Raw genomic sequence first — 19,288 nt, 5'->3', positions numbered from 1 at the left:
GGGATACTGAACCACCCTTATGGCCCACCTTCGTTTCAACGCCCTCCAGATTGCACAGAGCCGTCAGGCTCTGCCTGTGCCGTCACCCGCCGAGCGCATCGCCGATTATTTTGGCGTCTACACGTTCACCAAAGACATCATGCGCACACTGCTCTCGCCAGAGGCATTCGGGCGTATCTCAGATGCCATCGACACCGGCGGGCGCATCGACCGCGACATTGCCGATGAGGTAGCCAACGCGTTGCGGTCGTGGGCGGTGAGCAAGGGGGCCACCCACTACACACACTGGTTTCAGCCCCTGACCGGTTCGACCGCCGAAAAACACGACTCGTTTTTCGACATTGCGGGCGACGGCAAGGCCATTGAAAAATTCAAGGGGTCGGCCCTGGTGCAGCAGGAGCCCGACGCGTCGTCGTTTCCGAGCGGGGGGTTGCGCAATACGTTCGAGGCGCGGGGCTATACCGGCTGGGACCCCAGCTCACCCGCGTTTTTGATGGACAACGGCGCGGGTGGCAAAACCCTTTGTATTCCCTCGGTCTTTATTTCCTATACCGGCGAGGCACTGGACTACAAAACGCCCCTGCTGAAAGCCCTGGCCGCGCTCGATAAAGCGGCCACCGCCGCCTGCCAGTACTTCGACCGTAACATCGACAAGGTGGTGCCCACGCTGGGTATCGAGCAGGAATATTTTCTGGTCGACAAAGCGCTGTATGTGGCTCGTCCCGACCTGGTTATGGCGGGCCGGACCGTGTTTGGTCATGCCCCCGCCCGTGGGCAGCAACTGGAAGATCACTACTTCGGCACCATTCCGCCACGGGTCAACGCCTTTATGGTCGATTTCGAATTTGAGGCCCTGAAACTGGGTATTCCGGTGCGGACACGGCACAACGAAGTAGCCCCCGGACAGTTTGAGGTAGCCCCCACGTTTGAGGAGGTCAACCTGGCTATCGACCATAATGCGCTGCTGATGGATTTGATGGAAAAAGTAGCCGAACGCCACAGCCTGAAGGTGCTTTTCCACGAAAAACCGTTTGCGGGTATCAACGGCTCAGGCAAGCACAACAACTGGGCACTGGGCACCGACACGGGTGTTAACCTGCTGGCTCCCAGTAGTAAACCTAAGGAAACGTTGCGGTTTATTGCCTTTGTAGTCAACGTAGTAAAGGCCGTGCATGACCACGCCGACCTGCTCCGGGCCAGCATCGCCTCGGCGGGGAACGAGTACCGGCTGGGTGCCAATGAGGCTCCCCCCGCCATCATGTCGATCTTCCTGGGCGAGACGCTCACAAAGGCGCTGGAAGACCTGGAAAACAAATCCGAGATTTCGCTCAACAAAGGCGACAACGTGTATTATAAGCTGGGCCTGAACCGGATTCCGGCCCTTATGCGCGACAACACCGACCGCAACCGCACCTCGCCATTTGCGTTTACCGGCAACAAGTTCGAGTTCCGGGCGGTGGGTGGTGGGGCCAATTCGGCTTCTACCATGATTGTGCTCAACACCATCGTGGCCAATCAACTCATCCAGTTCCGGCGGGACATGGACGCCCGGCTCGACGCAGGCGAGAAGAAAGAACTGGCCGTGGTGGAAGTGCTGAAACAGTACTATCGCGACTCGAAACGAATCTTGTTTGAAGGCAACGGCTACGCCGACGAGTGGGTAGCTGAAGCCGAACGGCGGGGCCTGTCGAACATCAAATCTACACCCGACGCGCTGGCTGTGTACCTGAAACCGGAATCGCTGGCCCTGTTCGAGAAAATGGGCGTCATGAATCACGCCGAGGTAGAGGCGCGCTACGAAATTGAACTGGAGAAGTACATCAAAAATGTGCAGATCGAATCGCGCGTGATGGGCGACCTGGCCACGAACCACGTGGTGTCGACGGCGTTGAAGTACATGAATCAGCTGTCGCAGACGGCCAAGTCGTTGGTAGACCTGGATATGGTGAACGAAGCGCAGCCCGTGAAAGGCATCATCCGCGAACTGTCGGGGCGGGTTATGACGATCAAGAAAAACGTGGAGGCGATGGTGGAAGCCCGCAAACGCGCCAACAACATTGGCAATTCAGCCGAAATGGCCCGCCTCTACGCTACGGAGGTGAAAGACTATTTCGATGTGATCCGGTACGAAGTAGATAAGCTCGAACTGCTCATTGACGATGAAGACTGGCCGCTGGTGAAATACCGCGAGATGTTGTTTGTCAAGTAATGTTAAGTTTAATGTCTATGGTTTAACGGTCAAACGGTTCGCCGGTTGCACTTAGCCATCAGACAATCCCCATGCCCAATCCACTTCTCCAGCTCCTAACTCGCCTGCCGCACCGGGGGGCGGCCACCCCCAATGAACGCGAAGCGGCCCAGCTACTGGTCGACGCGCTGGCCGAGGCGGGGGCGGCTACCAAACTGATGCCGTTCAGGACGCCCAAAACTTACGCTACGGTGGTCTACTGGATCATCGGTGGGTTGCTGGCGAGTATTGTGCTGGTGATCTCGAATGGCTTTTTGTTGCAACAGGTGGGTCTTGCCATCTGCGGCATTGCCCTCACCCAGGCGTGGCTGTATTTCAACTGGCGGCACGCGTCGGTGGTGACGTGGCCGGTGCAGCATACGGCCCTCAACGTGCTGGGGCAGTGGCCCACGCCCGACAGAATAGCCCCCACGCGGCGGCTGATTCTGATGGCGCACTATGACACGGCCCCGGTTTCGGCGTTGTACAATCCGAAGCAGCAACGCGACTTTCAGAAGTCGCTGCAACTGTCGCTGGGGGTCATGACACTCACAGTCATGTTACTGCTGGTGCACACGGCTGTAGGATTGCCTACCTGGGGTTTCTGGCTGCTGGGACTGGTGGCCCTGTACCTTATAGCCCAGGCGGTTTTGGGCACGGTCGGTTTCTGGCAGCAGGGATACACCAACGGAGCCAGCGACAATGCCACGGGCGTGGTAGCAGCCATCGAAACGGCCAAACGACTGCGCCAGAATGCTCCGCCCGGCCTGCTGGTGGAAGTGGTGTTGCCCTCTGCCGAAGAGGTGGGTATGCTGGGTGCCTATGCCTACTGGCAGGCCAACAAAGGCCGTTTGGCTAAAGAAGTGGCCACCACTGCCGTCATCAATTTCGATACGCTGGGAGCCGGAAAACTAACCGTGATCGAGCGCACCGGCACCGTGGAAATGATCCGGTACGACAATCCGCTTACTCAAATTGCGCGCGATCTGGTGGCGAAACCAACCTTCCGGGACCGGGCGCAGATTGGTCGCTGGCACACCGCCGACTTTGATAGCGTGTGGTTTGTGCGGGCGGGCGTACCCACGCTGGCGCTCTGCGCCTTAGCCCCCGACGGTACCATGCCGCGCATTCACCGCCCCGACGACACGCTACCCGCCGTTGACGAAATACCCATGTACGATGCCGTTGATCTGGCCGAGGCGGTAGTGCGGCAGTGGTGCGCCACGCCGCTATAATGCGTAACTTTGGGACTATGCAAGAATTTCCAAATCAGGGGTACGACCCCGATGTTATAGCCGAACTGCGTGCTGAGTGCAACGAACAGGGCAAGACGTTTGTGTACACAGACGAAGAAGACCCCGATTTTGTCAACGATGATCTGGACGACAACGAGCCACGGCAGTTTGCGCAGGTGATGTTTGTGGGCAAAGACGCCGCCGGAAAGGAGGTGATCTACGACGCCATGATCTGCACCCTGCGCCTGCACCACGGCAGCATGGTATTCGAACAGGCCGTTGAGGAAGTAAAAAAGATGTTCCCCGGCTATAAACTGCCCGAAGAACGCCAGCCCGGTTACAAGTTCGACGCCAGCAAAGAGCAGGAAGTAGAAGAAACGCTGGCCGACATCATCGCCGAAGCGGAGGAATCTGAATCGGTGAAAGTGCGCGAAGAGGTAACGGTTTCCGACGACGTTGACCCCGACGAAATTGGCCTCGAACTCGACGCGTATCTGAACGTAGACGAGATTAACGATCAGGTTATCAGTACGTTCATCGAACAGTTTAACAGTGGTACCCTAAAGCTCGACCCCACCATGTACTCGTTCATCAGCGAGGATGAGGAGGAGGACTAAAATGTACAATGAATAAGGCACAATGTACAATGGGTTCACGCGAGAGTAAGACGCGTAAGCCCATTGTACATTGTGCCTTATTCATTGTACATTAATTCTCTCAAAGCAAACGCATTTATGCATTTTCAAGGTACCGATGCCTATGTGGCTACGCGCGAACTGAGCGTGGCCGTCAATGCAGCCATTCAGTTGCAAAAACCATTGCTCATCAAGGGTGAGCCGGGCACGGGCAAGACCCTGCTGGCGTTTGAGGTCGCCAAAGCGCTGAACAAACCGCTCTACACCTGGCATGTTAAATCGACCACGTCGGCGCAGCAGGGGCTGTATGAATATGATGCCGTGTCGCGGTTGCGCGACTCGCAATTGGGTAATGAGGGCGTGGGCGATATGGAGCGGTACATTAAAAAAGGTAAGCTCTGGGAAGCCTTCGAGACGGACGAATCGGCAGTGCTGTTGATTGACGAAATCGACAAGGCCGACATCGAATTTCCGAACGATTTACTGCAGGAAATCGACCGGATGGAGTTTTACTGCTATGAACTGCGGCGCACGATTTCGGCCAAACACCGGCCCATCGTCATTATCACGTCGAACAACGAAAAAGAACTGCCCGACGCGTTTTTGCGCCGCTGCTTTTTCCACTATATCCGGTTCCCGGAGCGCGAAACCATGCAGCGCATCGTCGATGTGCACTTTCCGAATTTGCCCGGCGAACTGATGACCAAGGCCCTGTCTGTCTTCTACGGCATCCGCGACGTGAAGGCCCTCAAGAAGCGCCCATCTACGAGCGAACTCATCGACTGGATTCAACTGCTTATGCACGCGGGCGTCACGCACGACGACCTCACCGACCTCGAAGTCCTGCGTGAAGTACCGCCCTACCTCGGTGCCCTCCTCAAAAATGAACAAGACTCCGAACTCCTGGCTGCTCTAAGGGCGAAGGGGAGGTGAAAAGATCGTCCAAGGTTTAAAGTTCAAGGTCTAAAGTTGCTCCGCTCAGGCAAGTTGTTCAACTAAGGCGGAGCAACTTTAGACCTTGAACTTTAAACCTTGAACCATTTATGTTCCTCTCCTTCTTCCTCCTTCTTCGTCGGAATGCGCTGCCGGTTACGTTGCCGGAGTATTTGACCCTGCTCGACGCGGCGCGGAGCGAGGTAGGGGGCGTGACGATCGACGACTTTTATTTCCTGAGCAAAACGGCTCTCATCAAGCACGAACAGCACCTCGATGTGTTCGACAAGCTGTTTGGTGAATGGGTCGCCGGTCAGGTACCCGCCGGAGCCGATAGCCTGCCCGCCATTCTGCCCGACTGGCTGCGAAACGCCCTGGAGCAAAACCTGTCTGACGACGAAAAAGCCGCTTTAGAAGCTGCTGGGGGGCTCGACGAACTCTATGACCGACTTCGTTCGCTTATGGACGAGCAAAAGGAACGGCATGAAGGCGGCAATAAATGGATCGGTACGGGTGGTACATCGCCCTTCGGTACGGGGGGCTACGCACCGGAAGGATTCAAGATGGGGCAGTCGGAGAATGGGGCCGGGCAGCGGAAGGCAGCGAAAGTGTGGGAGCAGCGGGCCTACAAAAACCTCGACGACAGCGTTGAACTGAATACCCGCAACATGAAAATGGCCCTGCGTCGGTTAAGGTTGCTCACGCGTGAGGGGGCAGAAGATGAACTCGACATTGACGAGACAATTGCCGAAACAAGCCGCAACGGCGGTATTCTGGATGTAAAATTGCAGGCTACGCGCAAAAACCGGGTAAAGGTCCTGCTGCTGTTCGACGTGGGCGGGTCGATGGATGAACACATTGATTTGTGCAACCAACTGTTTTCGGCAGCCAAGTACCAGTTCAAGCATATGGAGTTTTTGTATTTCCACAACTGCGTCTACGAGACGCTCTGGAAAGACAACACCCGCCGGAAAGACCGCCTGCCGACCTGGGAAGTGCTGCATAAATACAACAAAGAGTATAAGGTCATCTTTGTGGGCGACGCGGCCATGTCGCCCTACGAGATCACCGAACCACGCGGCAGTGTGGAGCATTATAACGAAGAAGCCGGGCAGGTCTGGCTTGATCGGTTCAAAACGCAGTACCCGCACATGGTGTGGCTAAACCCGTCGCCGTCAGGGTATTGGCAATATACCCACAGCACCAACCTGCTCCGCGAATGGTCGGGTCACCGCATGTTCCCCCTCACCCTCGGCGGACTGACGCAGGCCATGAAATCGTTGAAAAATCCGAAGGTGACGTTTGAGGTGTAAACTGAAGTCGCAAGTTTTAGCTGAAACGTGTAAATTCATATTGCCAATCAACATCACGTATGCAATCATTATTGATTACACCAAAAGACGAGGCCGAATTCAGCCTATTGTCGGCTTTGCTGGAACGTATGCATGTTACTGCTACGGTTATTGCCGATGATGACAAGGAAGACATTGGTATGGGCATACTGATTCGGGAAGCCGACCGGAGTCAACAGGTGAGCCGTGAATCTATTTTCAAGGCACTAGGGCGGCAATGAAAGCAACGTTTCTAAGCCAGTTTGAGAAGGATATAGAGAAAATAAGAATGCAGTTGGTCAAGGACAGTATTGCTGAGGCTATTGAGCAGGTTGAGCAAGCTGATAAATTGACGGATATACCTAATTTGAAAAAGCTAAAAGGCTTCAAGACCGCCTATAGAATACGAATTGGCGACTATCGGATTGGCGTGTTCATTGTTGGGAATGCTGTTGAATTTGTCCGCGTGGTACATCGTAGGGAAGTGTATAAGTTCTTTCCATGATCCCTCATAATGAAACACCTATACCTGCTCTGCCTGCTGCCCCTGTTCGCCCTGGCTCAGACTGCGCCACGGGCTACGCTTACCGGTGCGATTACCAACGCCGCCGACGGGCAGCCGCTGCCCTTTGCCAGCGTGTACCTCAATGGCAGCACACGCGGCACTACCACGGACGAAAAAGGGCATTTTTCGCTGCCCGACGTGCCCCTTGGCTCTATTGAACTGGTGGTGTCGTACACGGGTTTTACTACGGTTCGGCAACCCATGCGCCTCACCGATGCCAGGCCCCGCCCGGTTGCCATTGCCCTCTCGCCGCTGGCCAATCAGCTGACCGACGTGGTGGTGCGGGCGCAGAAAGATAAAACCTGGCTGCGGCAGGTGCGGCAGTTTGAGCGGGAGTTGTTCGGTACGGGTAACTTTGCCGGCTCCTGCGTGCTGGTTAACCCCGACGTGCTCAGCTTTACAGAATCCGGTCGGGTGCTGATGGCCGATGCGCGCGCTCCGCTTGTTATTGACAATCAGGCCCTTGGGTACAGAATGCGGTATACGTTGCAAGGGTTTCGCAGTCAGCCGGAGCGCGTTACGTTTGGGGGTACTACGTTGTTTGAAGAGCTTGAGCCTGCCACACCCAAACAGGCCAGACAGTGGCAGCGCAACCGGCAGGAGGCCTATAAAGGCTCGTTGCGGCATCTGCTGGCTAGTCTGGCAATGGGCACCTATGAGCAGGAAGGATTTCTGGTGTACCAAACCGACCCTACGAAGCCGTTGATGACGGTGCCTCCGCCACTGCTGGGTAGTGAAGTTGGGCGGCACCTGAAGCCATTTAATCCCGCCGAGATGCTGATGGCCGGCACGTTGCCCCATGAACGGTGGCTGCGGAGTGCCAGCCCGTTCACCGTTTTCTATACTAAATATCCATCGCGTGATTCTCCCTACCGCGATGCTCCCTATGCCTATTCGCAACTGGTATTGCCCCGCAACATGCTTGGCTTTACCGTGACGGGCGAGATCACGGCCCCCCTCGGTTTCGACGCCGTGGGTTACCTCAGCAACGACCGGTTGGGCAACGCCCTCCCCGACGACTGGCAGCATGACGCCCCGCCCCCAGCCATGCGTCGTGATTCTGTTCAGCGTAAAGCGATTGATGCTCAAACCCTTACCGGTTATTTATTTGGTAAAGACTCCGCGCTCGATACACTGGTGCAACGATGGAAACGGCAGCCTGTTGGTCAGGCTCCCGCCGTATACCTGCACATCGACAAACCGCTGTACCTCACCGGCGACCGCCTTTGGCTAAGTGCCTACCTGTTGAATCCGCAGACGCAGCAGATCGACACAGCCCTGGTGGGTCCGGCACTGAACGTCGAACTGTGGTCATCGGCTAATGTGCTGGTGCAGCATCAGTTTTTGCCGGTGACAGACGGACGGGCGGAAGGGGTGTTCCAATTGTCAGATACCCTCGCTACAAGCACCTATTGGCTGCGCGCCTATACCGAAGCCGATCGTCAACGCAAAAATCCCGCCTTCGAACGTCCTGTTTGGCTGGTGAATAATCTATTAAATTACAGTATACAAACGCCTGATAGAGAATCGATTGATTCAAGAGATGGGCAGGCAAAAGCAGTGGGGCGATTCTCTGATGATGCGCCAGATGCACCTTTTCGGGCAACGGTCACCGCCGATAGCAGTCAGGCACTACTGACCCTCGACACACCGGTATCCTCTCGAAACAGGGCTGTATTTGCGCTTGTCGACAGCCGGGGCAGGTTGATTCAATCAGCCCGGGTGGGCGTTGCTGGGGCGGCCACAACGGTGCGTATGTCTACGCTGACGTGGCCGTCGGGTATAGCCAGGTTGTCTCTGCTGGACAGTACCGGTCGGGTATGGGCCACACGCGCTATTCGGGTGCCGGACCGGGCATTACCGCTGTCTGTCAGCGCGCATCTGGATAAGCCTGAAACGGCCATTGCCGCTGTACGCCCCCTGTCGTTAACGCTGCTCGATGGGTCGGGTAGGCCCGTTAACGCGCATGTATCGGCATCTGTGACAGACGCAGATAAAGTGCCTGCAGATTCGCTGGTAGCCAGTTTTTCCACGTACATGAGTATGTTGGGTGGTTCATCTGACCCGCTGTCTTCGGCAAAAAATACGCCCAATATCACCTTGCACGGGCAGGTTACTACCCCCGAAAAACTGCCGGTAAACGTTGTGGTGATGGCTGCCGACGGTCAGGAGATGGTAGTCCGGGCGGCGTTAACAGACCTTGCAGGACGGTTTCAGATTGACAACCTTACCCTGGCCGACACGGCGCAGGTGCTGGTTCGGGTAACGAACAGCCGGGGTAAACCCATTGATGCACGTGTGAGTTTCAACCCAGCCGCCACGCGTTTTGGACCCGTACCGGGTTGGGCAGGTGCCAGCCAACTGTTAAACCGCTGGAAGTCCCTGATCGATGCGGCGAAGCAGCGGCAGGATGCCGAACCGGCTTTGTACCGAAACAACGGTGGTCGGCAACTGCGCGAGGTGGTGATACGTGCGCCCAAACCCCTCGACCAACGTCCCGACGATATTAAACTCCGTAGCCTGCACAACCAGGTAGACCAGACCATTGTGCTGGATGATAAGACACCTGTCTACGACAACCTGTATACGCTGATCCAGGCTAAAGTGCCCAATGTGCGGGTGGAGACGGTCTTAGACAAGGGGCGCGTGGCGTATTCGGTCAAGTTTTCGGGCAACGTGACGTCGGTGATGAACGCCGCTATCGCCCCGCTTACCAGCCGGGGTGCCCCGCCTCCGCCGCCCATCCCCAGCGCGAACTCGACCATGCAGAATCCCCTGTTTTTGATCGACGGTTTTCCGGTCAACGACGCCGACGGTACGCAGTTGCTCATGTTCTCGCCGGGCAACATCGAGCGGGTAGAGGTATTGAAAACGGGAGCTATTTCGGCCATGTACGGCACGCAGGCCAGCCGGGGTGTCATCGCGTTCTACACCAAAACTACCCGCGACGCCGTGAAGGCGAAGGGCATCAGCCGTCAGGCGGTACTGGGTTATCCGGCAGTTGTCTCGTATCCAAAACTCGATAACGTACCGGGTAGTCAACCCGATGTGCTGGCCTGGGTACCATCGGCTACTACCAGCCAGCAGGGAAAACTGTCGATTCCAATCGCCGTTCCGCCCACGTTGCGCGTGTTGCGCGTCACGATCCAGGGCATCACCGACACCGGCCAGCCTATTTCCTGCGTACGGACGGTTGTGGTCAGCGCTAAGTGAATTGCGGGATGAGGTTATTCCCTGCTTCGCGAGTCGGGCCCTTCGACAAGCTCAGGGTGACAACGACCTTGAATCAACTTAGGAAGCTTACTTAACTTTCCTGTCACCCTGAGCCTGTCGAAGGGCTTACAGCGCGAAGCAAGGAACCACCTCATCACGCAATTTACTCACCTCTTAGAACACTGTTTTCGCTACGGCCAAATCCTGCTTGTGAGCGGCCACAACGTCCATGGTATTGGGCGAACCGGTTTCCAGGCATTGTTCCATCACGACCAGCGGTTGCGCTTTGGTTTTTACGAGCGCAAAAAGTCGCGGGTAGTCAATGTCGCCGGTAGGGGTAAACGTCTCCGACCAGATACCGTTTTGCGACTGCCGGATGTGCATTTCTGCGATGCGTGAGCCGTAGAGTTTCACCACGTCGAAGAGGGCCACCTGCGAGTTGTCGGAACCGCGGTACACCCAGTGCGCATCGAGGCAGAGCTTGACGTGGTCGGGGTTGCTGGCTACCATCATGTGGTGAAATTCGCGGGCGGCGGCGCGGTGTTCGGGGGCGTGGGTATGGTAGGCCAGGGTCATGCCGCGCTTGCGTAGTTCGGCCCCCAGCCGGTCCAGATTGCGCACCTGTTCTTCCAACTCGGCATCCGATTTGTTGTCGGGCGACCCCCACTTGATGGGGTCGGGGTTGGTCACGATGATGCGTGTACCCAGGGGTTTGGCCGCATCGGCAATGGCCAGCGCAAGGGCCACCGAAGCATCGGCTTTATCGCGGTTATGCAGGGTGCTGTTCACGTACAGCGAAGGCATAGCGAGGTTATATTTCTTTAGCAATGGCCCCAGATCCTGTACTTCTTTCAGATTGGATACACCCGGTTCGTAGGCTGTAAATCCCGAAGCCACGTACTCTTTCAGCGACGCGTCGGGGTCAGCCATCCACTGCTTTTTCGCCCGGCCATAGAACGTATTCCAGGTGTATGAATTGCACGAAATGGGTTGACTGGCAGTGGGTTGTGTTGCAGAATCACTAGCAATAAGGTCGGCCTGCGTCAGGGTGGCTACTGCTGAGGTGGCGGCAATGGACGTGAGAAAGTGGCGGCGTGACGTAGGCATAGGAACGGAGTTTGGTGAAGAAAGCCAGCTGAGGCTATTTTTTCCCTAATATGTCCCGGCCGTTTGTGAAAGCGGGCCGAAATAGGGAGTTTTGATTTACGATGGACGAATGACGATGTACGATTTATGGCTTACGCCTCAACCTACTCTGGCGTAAGCCATAAATCGTACATCGTCATTCGTCCATCGTAAATCAAAACTCCCTATTTCATGCACATTGCGATTACCGGAAACATCGGCGCGGGCAAAACCACGCTGGCGCAACTTTTAGCCAACCATTACCATTGGGACGTTCTCTACGAAGCCGTGGAGGGCAATCCGTACCTCGCCGATTTCTACGGCGACATGGCCCGGTGGTCGTTCAATCTTCAGATTTATTTCCTCAACAGCCGGTTTGAGCAGGTACGCAAAATCCGCGAGTCGGGGCGGAGCGTGATTCAGGACCGGACCATCTACGAAGACGCCTACATCTTTGCCAAAAATCTCTACGACACGGGCAACATGAGCCCGCGCGATTACCAGACCTACCGCAGCCTGTTCGACAGCATGCTTAGCCTGGTTCGCCCGCCCGACCTGATGATTTACCTCCGCGCCGACCTGCCCAAGCTAACAAGCCAAATCAAAAAACGCGGTCGTGATTTCGAGCAGTCTATCAGCCCTGATTATCTCCAGAGCCTCAACGATCTCTACGAAGATTTCGCCCAAAATTATACCAGCGGCGACCTGCTTACGATTGATGTCAATAGCCTCGATTACGCTGCTAATCCGACTGACCTTCAAGCTGTTATTGAACAGGTAGACCGGCAGTTAATGGCAAAAGCGTAGGGATTCCGTCTGCTTTATTTTGACCACAGTCGAGGATCAATGAGTAAGGCTTTCTCTTCTACGACCCGGATTAATTCGTAAGCCGGATGATCAGCATGCAGCAGGTAGTTGATGCCGTCGGGCATCACCGAGGAGGGAACTCCCAAAGCCAACACGTCTGGTTGTGCCAGCCAGTCTGTCAAAATCGTTTGGCTACGGCTGTAGTTGTCATCCTGCCAGTAAAGGGGCAACTGGTCTGCTCGTAACACACGTACGTCCGCATCGGGTATTTCCAGGGTGAACAACCGAAACGAAGGCAAATCGGCATAGGGCACCTGGGGCATGTGTACAAGGATCTCCACCAGCGCCAGGGCGGCATGCTCAGCCGTGTAGAGCAAGCCTACCCCTGGTGGGTTCCAGCGCCCTCCGTTGAGCCAGGTGCCTTTCGTATCTAGTGGATGGGTGGCGTATTTCTGGCGTACCGCCCGGTAAACAAGGGTCATGGCTTACCCGAAAATACCGTGATCAATGCGCCCCAGTACCCGGTCGACTAGTTGGTAGCCCGTGACGGTGTCTAGGATTTGCCAGGGGGTTTGATAATCCAGTTCGCGCAGGGGGCCCCGTAGCCAGTCTAGTACCGTAGATGCTTTTCCTTCAAAAGTATCCAAGGCATGTTGAAGCAGATTTTCTAACAACAGCAACCGCTCGGAGGCATCCTGGCTGATGCGCTGGTCGGTTTTGAGCCGGTGAAGATAGGAAGCCGACAAACCCAGGGCTGTGGCCATTTCTTTATCGGTTAAACCAACCAAACTGGCTACCCGATCCGCTTCGGCCCGAAGAACCCCCTGCCGACTGCGAGCGATGATTTCCTGCTCGCTAAAGGGTCTAGGCGGCTGAGCATAGTAGGACGAAACGGGATTAGCAAGGGCCATAGCAGTGCACTTTTCCACTAAGGTAACTATACAAGTTCATTCGCTAAACACCTAATCACGTTTTCAACGAAAACCGCCCTGGTCGGGGTTGGTCAACGAAAAGAAGCAGGCCCTGCGCGGTGAGGTCGTGAAGGAGTTTTTTGGCGCGGTGGTCGGATATGTTGACCAGTTTAGCGAGGCGTTCAACCGAGATGGTATCGTGCTTCTGGAGGTACAGCAGCAGACTTTTAACCATTGGTGTCTGTAGTAATTTCTTGTCGATGGCCAGGCTATCAGTCATAAACCGCGTGGTGGGCACCGATTTGTCACGCTGCCGGACGTAAATCTGCCATTCCCGCTGCTCGGTAAACACTTTGTGGGGCTTGTCGTCACTCTCGGCTACGCGCACCAGCAGCACAGTCTTGCCATCCTGTCGCCGGGTCTCGTAACTCACCGTAAGGGCCGGTTCAATGAGTTCATCGGTGGCCTGTTCCAGCGTTTGCACTTCGGCCAGTTCAGACGCGATGCCTACTATCTTTTTGTCATCGGCCACACCAACGAGCAGGGTGCCGCCGCTGGTGTTGGCAAACGCCGCCAGGGTACGGGCAATGCGGGTAGCACTCGATAGAGTCCGTTTAAATTCGAGTTGGGTGCCCTCGCCCTGTTCAATCAGGTTGTTGAGAGACCGGTTACTCATGCTGTCGTATTGTCATTCGTTTCATCCGTTAGCCTTGAACTAAGCTACTAAACAGCCCGCACATTTACCAGCCCGCCAATGCCAATTTTACACCCGTGCACCACACTATACTTTTCCGGCACGCTCGGCTTTAGGAATAATTAACAGCCTTAAAAGGGCACTTCTCGCTATTTTTGGGCAATAGTTCAGTTCAATCCTACACACACATGCTTGCTTATAAACGCCTGAATACCGTAACAGGTTGGGCCATTTTCGTTGTAGCGTTCGTTACCTACGCCCTTACGGTCGAGCGCACGGCCAGCTTCTGGGACTGCGGCGAATTCATTGCCTGTGCCTATAAACTGCAGGTACCCCACCCGCCCGGCGCGCCGTTCTTTCTGCTGCTGGGCCGGTTGTTTTCATTCCTGTCGGGTGGTGACGTGACCAAGGTGGCCTACTGGGTCAACATGGTGTCGGTGCTGGGGAGCGCGGCCACGATCCTGTTCCTGTTCTGGACCATCACGATGCTGGCGCAGAAGGCTCTGGACAAAGCCGAAGCCGATTATGATCTGGCCGATACCCTGCTGGTGGTTGGCTCCGGCGCGGTGGGTGCTCTGATCTACACGTTTTCCGACACGTTCTGGTTTTCGGCGGTCGAAGCTGAGGTATATGGCCTGTCGTCGTTTTTCACGGCGGTGGTGGTGTGGGCGGCGTTCCGGTGGGAGCGCATTCAGGACGAGGCTACGGCCAACCGCTGGTTGCTGCTGATTGCCTACCTCACGGGCCTGTCTATTGGCGTTCACTTGCTGAACCTGGTCACGCTGCCTGCGCTGGTCATGATTTTCTACTACAAACACTACAACCGCGTGTCACCGCGTGACATGGCCGTGATGCTGGTATCGGCCATCGCGCTCTACTTTGGGCTGGTCTGGCTTGAAGATGTGCTGGTGCGGACGGTGTTTCTGGCGCTGGTGTTTGGGGCGCTGTATTTATTGCTTCGCACCAACATGGTCTCGAACGTGCGCTATGAAAAAAGCACCTTCTGGGGCACGGCGCTGGCGTTTTGTATCGGCATGGTGTTTCTGGCGGTCATCAACGCCGGCGTTATTCCAGGCCTGCCCAGTTCAGCGTTTGCGCTGGAACGCTTTGCCGTTAACGTCATTGGCCTGCCCTACAACACAGGCATGATCGCTTTCGTGATCCTGTTCTTCGGCCTGCTTATATATGGCCTGCTCTGGTCGCGGCGGAAACACATGGTGGCCCTGCATACAGGGTTGCTCGCGTTTGCTTTTGTGCTCATCGGCTACGCCTCCTTCATTCAGGTGCTGGTGCGGTCGAGCTACAACCCGCCGATCAACGAAAATGACCCTGCCGACGCGCTGAATTTCATTTCGTACCTGAAACGCGAACAATACGGCAGCCGGTCATTGCTGTTCGGACCGATCTATACGGCGGGCAACCCGGTTGGCAAGGAAGACGGCGAACCCGTCTATACCAAATCGGCGGGGGGCTATACGGTGTTCGATTATAAGCCCGAATACATCTACAATAAGGGCGACGAGATGCTGTTTCCGCGCATCTGGAGTACGCAGACGGACCACCCAGAGCGGTATCGTAACTGGCTGGGCTTACAGGAAGGGCAGGTGCCGACGTTTGGCGATAACCTTCGCTTTTTCTTCACCTATCAGCTTGGTCACATGTGGGCGCGCTACCTGATGTGGAACTACGCCGGCCGGGAAAGCGACTTTGAAGGCGCGGGTTATCTGCTACCCTTTTCGACCGACAAAGGCCTGCCCGACACACTGAAGAACAACAAAGGCCGCGACAATTTCTACATGCTGCCCCTCATTCTGGGCCTGCTCGGTATTGTGTTTCAGGCGTTTCGGCGCCGGGGCGATTTTCTGGTGGTATTGCTCTTGTTTTTCTTCACCGGCATAGCCCTGCAAATATTCCTTAACTCGCCGCCCACCGAACCCCGCGAACGGGACTACATCTACGTGGGGTCGTTTTATTTCTTCGCCATCTGGATTGGCCTGGGTGTGATGTCGCTGGCAGAAGGGCTTAACACGATCATCAAAAATGGTGTGGCCCGCAACGGTCTGGTGGCTGGTTTGGCCTTGCTGGTGCCGGTGATGATGGGCTTCAAAAGCTGGGATAACCACGACCGGTCGCACCGGTATCATTCGGTCGATTTTGCTAAAAACCTGCTCAACTCCTGCGCGCAAAACGCCATCCTGTTTACCGGCGGTGATAACGATACCTTCCCGCTCTGGTACGTGCAGGAAGTAGAAGGCTTCCGCCGCGACGTGCGGGTGTGTAACCTCAGTCTGCTGGGCACCGAATGGTACATTCAGCAAATGAAGCGCAAGACCTACGAATCGCAGGCGTTGCCCATTTCGCTCGACATGGAGCAGTTCAACAAGGGCATCAACGACGTGGTGCTGTTCTATGCCAACCCCGCTGTTAAGAACGGTATTGACCTGCGGCAGTATATCAGCCTGATTAAGCAAAACAACCCCGCCGTGCGTGCCCCGCTCGAATCGGGTGGAACAGCCAGCATTTTGCCCTCGGCTACCTTGTTTCTGCCCATCGACAAAGCGGCTGTTGACAAGGCCAACTTCGTGCCGGCCAACCTGCGTCCGTACCTGAAAGATACGCTGACGTGGAACATCGGTGAACGCAACCTGTACAAGCCCGACCTGATCATGCTCGACATGATTGCGACGAACAACTGGCAACGGCCCATTTATTTCTCGGCCACGCTGGGCAACGAAAGCTACCTGAACCTGCGTGACCACATGCAGCTGGAAGGCTACGCCTACCGCCTGATGCCGGTGGCCGTGCCGGGGGTTACTGACGGCTACGTGAACTCAGACGTCATGTACAAAAACATGATGACCAAAACGTTCTGGCGCGAAATGAACAATCCGAACGCCTATTACGACGACACCTACAAAGGGTCGCCGGTGATTTCGGCGCGGATCGCCTTCTTCCGCCTTGCCGACCAGCTTATCCGCGAAAACAAGCCCGATATGGCCAAAAAAGCCCTTGACTACAGCATGTCGGTGTTGCCCGATGCCAGCATTCCGTATGATCAGGTGTCGGCCAGTTACGTGCGGCTGTATTTGGAATTGAATGACGCAAAAAAAGCGGCCCAGATTGCCGATACGATGAGCACGCGGGCGGAGCAGGTGCTGAGTTACTACGAAAAAACGCATGACGAATCGGCCTCACCACGCAACGAGCTATACGCCCTGCAGGTTATTGCCGAAGCTTACAAAGAGGCTAACCAGCCGGCAATGGCTAAGAAATATAACGATTTGCTCCAGGCGCACGTTAGCAACCTAGGCATCAACTAACGTACCACGGACTTTAGTCGGGGACGCCCAGTCCATATGTATTTTCTTACGGACTAAAGCCCGTGGTACGCGAGAAGGCTCTCAAACGGGGGCCTTCTTTTTCTATCTTTGCCCCCTGAATCTGGTTCAACACATATGACACACGACACGTATTCAACTATCGGCACACTAATTTTCTATGCCGTTCTGCTCATCTCTGCCTTCATCGCTGGCCGCTGGCTGGTCAGCAAAGAGCGGAACTACTAATGAGTTGCAGGTCTAAAGTCTAAGGTTTAGACCTGCAACTTACCCATCTCATGATCGGCGCCATCTTACAATCCATTTACCACGCGCTGGGCTGGCGAATAACCGGGCCGCACCCAACCGTGCCCAAAGCACTCTGGATTGTAGCGCCGCATACCACCAATTGGGACTTTCCCATTGGCCTTTGGGTGCGGCACGAGGTAAAAGTATACGTGGGTTTTTTGGCGAAAAGCTCCCTGTTCAAATGGTACTCCGGCTGGTTGTTTCGAGGCTTGGGTGGCACGCCCGTGTATCGGCAAAAGGCCAACAATATGGTCGATGCCATGGCCGACACGTTTGCGCAGCACGAGCGATTGCATGTGTGTATTACACCTGAGGGAACCCGGTCGGACGTGAGCAAGCTGAAAACGGGCTTTTATTACATAGCCCTGAAGGCCAATGTGCCCCTTATCCTGACTGGTTTCAGCTTCCCACGCAAAGAGATCGTGCTGAGCGATCCGATATACCTAACCGGCGATTTCCAGCGCGACATGCTGCCGTTCTACCAGTTTTTTGCCCAGCATTCAGGTCCGCACAAAACCTGGCTCCTCAACTGGCTCGCTACAGGCGACATTCCCGCCCCCACTGTTACTGTTGCCGAACAGTGATTTTTTTGTCTATATTGTATAGCTATATGATGGATGTAATTCGTTTAGTAGAAATAAACTGCGGCTAGTGACCCCAACAGCTTAATTTGGCGGTGTATCAGCCTGGTTTTTCGCCACACACAACGGTTCATGCTGCCAAAACTGGAACATTACCCGGTAAACTGGGTAGACGGGATGAAGATTGCCCGCAAGCACTTCACCGACTTTGAACACTTCGTCAGCGACCACCTGCGCGACACGGCGGCCCTTGGCCTGACCAACTACAACTACGGCCTGCTGGCCTCTGATGCACCTGCTTTCGGGCTTCAGGTTATTACCGACCGTAATCAGAACATCCGCATTCAACTAAACAACTGCCGGGCCATAACCGGGGCCGGCTGTCGGATTGAACTGATCAACCAGCCGCTGGAACTGTCGACAAACCTGACCGCCCTGCTCGAAAACTACAACATCCCAATGGCCGACGAACTCCAGTTTCTGGTGGTGCTGTCGGTCGATTTGTTTGTGCGGCAGCCGGAGGGTATTCCGGCCAACAACGAACCGTTTCCACGTCCGCCGTTTTCGGTGCCTACTTACCGTCTCAACGTGGTGCCGGGCTATCAGTATGAAGCCGAGGGTATGGCCCGCGTTGCTGCCGTGCCTGACTATCCGTCGGCCTCGTTTGAATCGTACCATCTGGTAGTGGGGCAGCTGTTGGTAAAATACGGGCAAGTAGCTCAGGATGAGGCATTCATTCCAGCCTGCTCGGCTATCAGTGGCTATGTTGGGTTGCTGGGCTGGGCCAATAAGTTCGACAAGCTTATTGCCGAAGTGCAGCGTGATGCCTACCTGATCGTGGCCAAAGTAGTGCGCAAACGCCGCACCGAGCAGGCCTACCGGGCTGGTCCACTGGCCGAGCAGATTCGGGTACTGGCGCAGGCCGTGGCCGAAGGTGCCGATGACGTCTTGAACCACCTGCAATTTGGCGGGCGCGAACAGTCGCCGATGGAGTACATCAAGCGCATCACGCGCATGACCCGGCTGCTGAAAACCACGCTCGACTGTCTTTGTGAGGAAGATAAAAACTCGCCCTCACTGGCCCGCGAACTGGTGTTGCCTTACTTTCAGAGCTGGACCAACATCGAACCCGCCGCCGTAGAAGTAGCTATTAATGAAGTAGTTAGCAAAGGATACCGGCATGCACATTTGCAGGAGCACCTGCCCCTGCTGGACCGCTGCTGGGAGTATTTCCGCAGCATCTTCCGCCGTATGACCGAACTGGAATACATTGGCCAGGAAAACACCGATTACGATTTCGATACGCAACGCCGGTCTACGCACCGTGCCGACCGCCCCACCGAACGCGTCAACGACCCGTTTAGTGGGGGGTATAGTTTTCAATAGATGTTAGTTCAACGTCTAA

General features: G+C 55.6%; 16 protein-coding genes. 12 read left to right on the top strand and 4 right to left on the bottom strand.

The genetic code is table 11. From position 1 onward, the window contains the following. Positions 1–19 precede the first annotated feature (19 nt). From J2I47_RS09600 to J2I47_RS09565, 8 genes are all read left to right on the top strand, one after another. Positions 20–2,209 carry a glutamine synthetase III family protein gene (locus J2I47_RS09600; RefSeq protein WP_207364359.1) on the top strand — a complete coding sequence of 730 codons (2,190 nt, stop codon included), beginning with the start codon at positions 20–22 and terminating at the stop codon, positions 2,207–2,209. 71 nt (positions 2,210–2,280) lie between these two features. After that, entirely contained in the window at positions 2,281–3,462 is a 1,182-nt protein-coding gene (locus J2I47_RS09595; protein ID WP_207364358.1) for a M28 family metallopeptidase, read from the top strand. Between the two features lie 17 nt (positions 3,463–3,479). Then, complete coding sequence (locus tag J2I47_RS09590) at positions 3,480–4,079, top strand: hypothetical protein (protein ID WP_207364357.1); 600 nt, start codon at positions 3,480–3,482, stop codon at positions 4,077–4,079. 117 nt (positions 4,080–4,196) lie between these two features. Continuing rightward, positions 4,197–5,030, top strand: a complete 834-nt coding sequence (locus tag J2I47_RS09585) for an AAA family ATPase (protein ID WP_207364356.1) — start codon at positions 4,197–4,199, stop codon at positions 5,028–5,030. A 110-nt stretch (positions 5,031–5,140) separates the two neighbouring features. After that, entirely contained in the window at positions 5,141–6,343 is a 1,203-nt protein-coding gene (locus tag J2I47_RS09580) for a vWA domain-containing protein (protein ID WP_207364355.1), read from the top strand. A 59-nt stretch (positions 6,344–6,402) separates the two neighbouring features. Further along, positions 6,403–6,603, top strand: a complete 201-nt coding sequence (locus J2I47_RS09575; RefSeq protein WP_207364354.1) for a hypothetical protein — start codon at positions 6,403–6,405, stop codon at positions 6,601–6,603. Further along, a complete protein-coding gene (locus tag J2I47_RS09570; RefSeq protein ID WP_207364353.1) occupies positions 6,600–6,866 on the top strand; it encodes a type II toxin-antitoxin system RelE family toxin in 267 nt (88 codons plus the stop codon). Before J2I47_RS09575 ends, J2I47_RS09570 begins: the two co-directional genes overlap by 4 nt. Before the next feature lie 9 nt (positions 6,867–6,875). Then, complete coding sequence (locus J2I47_RS09565) at positions 6,876–10,139, top strand: TonB-dependent receptor (RefSeq protein WP_207364352.1); 3,264 nt, start codon at positions 6,876–6,878, stop codon at positions 10,137–10,139. Between the two features lie 174 nt (positions 10,140–10,313). Here J2I47_RS09565 and J2I47_RS09560 read toward each other — a convergent pair whose 3' ends face one another. Then, entirely contained in the window at positions 10,314–11,246 is a 933-nt protein-coding gene (locus tag J2I47_RS09560; RefSeq protein WP_207364351.1) for a sugar phosphate isomerase/epimerase family protein, read from the bottom strand. 210 nt (positions 11,247–11,456) lie between these two features. Between J2I47_RS09560 and J2I47_RS09555 the strand changes: the two genes are divergently transcribed. After that, complete coding sequence (locus J2I47_RS09555) at positions 11,457–12,071, top strand: deoxynucleoside kinase (RefSeq protein ID WP_207364350.1); 615 nt, start codon at positions 11,457–11,459, stop codon at positions 12,069–12,071. 14 nt (positions 12,072–12,085) lie between these two features. Here the strand turns inward: J2I47_RS09555 and J2I47_RS09550 are convergent, their stop codons facing one another. The 3 genes from J2I47_RS09550 to J2I47_RS09540 are packed head-to-tail and all read right to left on the bottom strand — an operon-like array spanning position 12,086 to position 13,658. After that, complete coding sequence (locus tag J2I47_RS09550) at positions 12,086–12,553, bottom strand: RES family NAD+ phosphorylase (protein ID WP_207364349.1); 468 nt, start codon at positions 12,551–12,553, stop codon at positions 12,086–12,088. Positions 12,554–12,556: 3 nt separating this feature from the next. Then, positions 12,557–12,982, bottom strand: coding sequence for an Xre family toxin-antitoxin system antitoxin (locus J2I47_RS09545; protein ID WP_207364348.1), 426 nt, complete (start codon positions 12,980–12,982; stop codon positions 12,557–12,559). Positions 12,983–13,037: 55 nt separating this feature from the next. Then, positions 13,038–13,658 (bottom strand): ATP-binding protein, encoded by a 621-nt coding sequence (locus J2I47_RS09540; RefSeq protein WP_207364347.1) that lies wholly within the window; start codon positions 13,656–13,658, stop codon positions 13,038–13,040. A gap of 206 nt (positions 13,659–13,864) precedes the next feature. Here J2I47_RS09540 and J2I47_RS09535 point away from each other — a divergent pair, with 206 nt between their 5' ends. From J2I47_RS09535 to J2I47_RS09525, 3 genes are all read left to right on the top strand, one after another. Beyond that, positions 13,865–16,996, top strand: coding sequence for a glycosyltransferase family 117 protein (locus tag J2I47_RS09535; protein WP_207364346.1), 3,132 nt, complete (start codon positions 13,865–13,867; stop codon positions 16,994–16,996). Positions 16,997–17,292: 296 nt separating this feature from the next. Then, a complete protein-coding gene (locus J2I47_RS09530) occupies positions 17,293–17,886 on the top strand; it encodes a 1-acyl-sn-glycerol-3-phosphate acyltransferase (protein ID WP_207364345.1) in 594 nt (197 codons plus the stop codon). Between the two features lie 129 nt (positions 17,887–18,015). Continuing rightward, positions 18,016–19,269, top strand: a complete 1,254-nt coding sequence (locus tag J2I47_RS09525; protein WP_207364344.1) for a hypothetical protein — start codon at positions 18,016–18,018, stop codon at positions 19,267–19,269. Positions 19,270–19,288: the final 19 nt, after the last annotated feature.

It is taken from the genome of Fibrella rubiginis (assembly GCF_017353185.1).
Classification (GTDB): domain Bacteria; phylum Bacteroidota; class Bacteroidia; order Cytophagales; family Spirosomataceae; genus Fibrella; species Fibrella rubiginis.
This window is presented reverse-complemented; position numbering and strand designations above follow the sequence as displayed.

What these genes read in the sequence shown, in the direction of transcription:
- J2I47_RS09580 (WP_207364355.1), top strand. Translation starts at nt 5,141, where the DNA reads ATGTTCCTCTCCTTCTTCCTCCTTCTTCGTCGGAATGCGCTGCCGGTT.
- J2I47_RS09555 (WP_207364350.1), top strand. Translation starts at nt 11,457, where the DNA reads ATGCACATTGCGATTACCGGAAACATCGGCGCGGGCAAAACCACGCTG.
- J2I47_RS09530 (WP_207364345.1), top strand. Translation starts at nt 17,293, where the DNA reads ATGATCGGCGCCATCTTACAATCCATTTACCACGCGCTGGGCTGGCGA.
- J2I47_RS09570 (WP_207364353.1), top strand. Translation starts at nt 6,600, where the DNA reads ATGAAAGCAACGTTTCTAAGCCAGTTTGAGAAGGATATAGAGAAAATA.
- J2I47_RS09595 (WP_207364358.1), top strand. Translation starts at nt 2,281, where the DNA reads ATGCCCAATCCACTTCTCCAGCTCCTAACTCGCCTGCCGCACCGGGGG.
- J2I47_RS09600 (WP_207364359.1), top strand. Translation starts at nt 20, where the DNA reads ATGGCCCACCTTCGTTTCAACGCCCTCCAGATTGCACAGAGCCGTCAG.
- J2I47_RS09540 (WP_207364347.1), bottom strand. Translation starts at nt 13,658, where the DNA reads ATGAGTAACCGGTCTCTCAACAACCTGATTGAACAGGGCGAGGGCACC.
- J2I47_RS09525 (WP_207364344.1), top strand. Translation starts at nt 18,016, where the DNA reads ATGCTGCCAAAACTGGAACATTACCCGGTAAACTGGGTAGACGGGATG.
- J2I47_RS09585 (WP_207364356.1), top strand. Translation starts at nt 4,197, where the DNA reads ATGCATTTTCAAGGTACCGATGCCTATGTGGCTACGCGCGAACTGAGC.
- J2I47_RS09560 (WP_207364351.1), bottom strand. Translation starts at nt 11,246, where the DNA reads ATGCCTACGTCACGCCGCCACTTTCTCACGTCCATTGCCGCCACCTCA.
- J2I47_RS09565 (WP_207364352.1), top strand. Translation starts at nt 6,876, where the DNA reads ATGAAACACCTATACCTGCTCTGCCTGCTGCCCCTGTTCGCCCTGGCT.
- J2I47_RS09550 (WP_207364349.1), bottom strand. Translation starts at nt 12,553, where the DNA reads ATGACCCTTGTTTACCGGGCGGTACGCCAGAAATACGCCACCCATCCA.
- J2I47_RS09535 (WP_207364346.1), top strand. Translation starts at nt 13,865, where the DNA reads ATGCTTGCTTATAAACGCCTGAATACCGTAACAGGTTGGGCCATTTTC.
- J2I47_RS09590 (WP_207364357.1), top strand. Translation starts at nt 3,480, where the DNA reads ATGCAAGAATTTCCAAATCAGGGGTACGACCCCGATGTTATAGCCGAA.
- J2I47_RS09575 (WP_207364354.1), top strand. Translation starts at nt 6,403, where the DNA reads ATGCAATCATTATTGATTACACCAAAAGACGAGGCCGAATTCAGCCTA.
- J2I47_RS09545 (WP_207364348.1), bottom strand. Translation starts at nt 12,982, where the DNA reads ATGGCCCTTGCTAATCCCGTTTCGTCCTACTATGCTCAGCCGCCTAGA.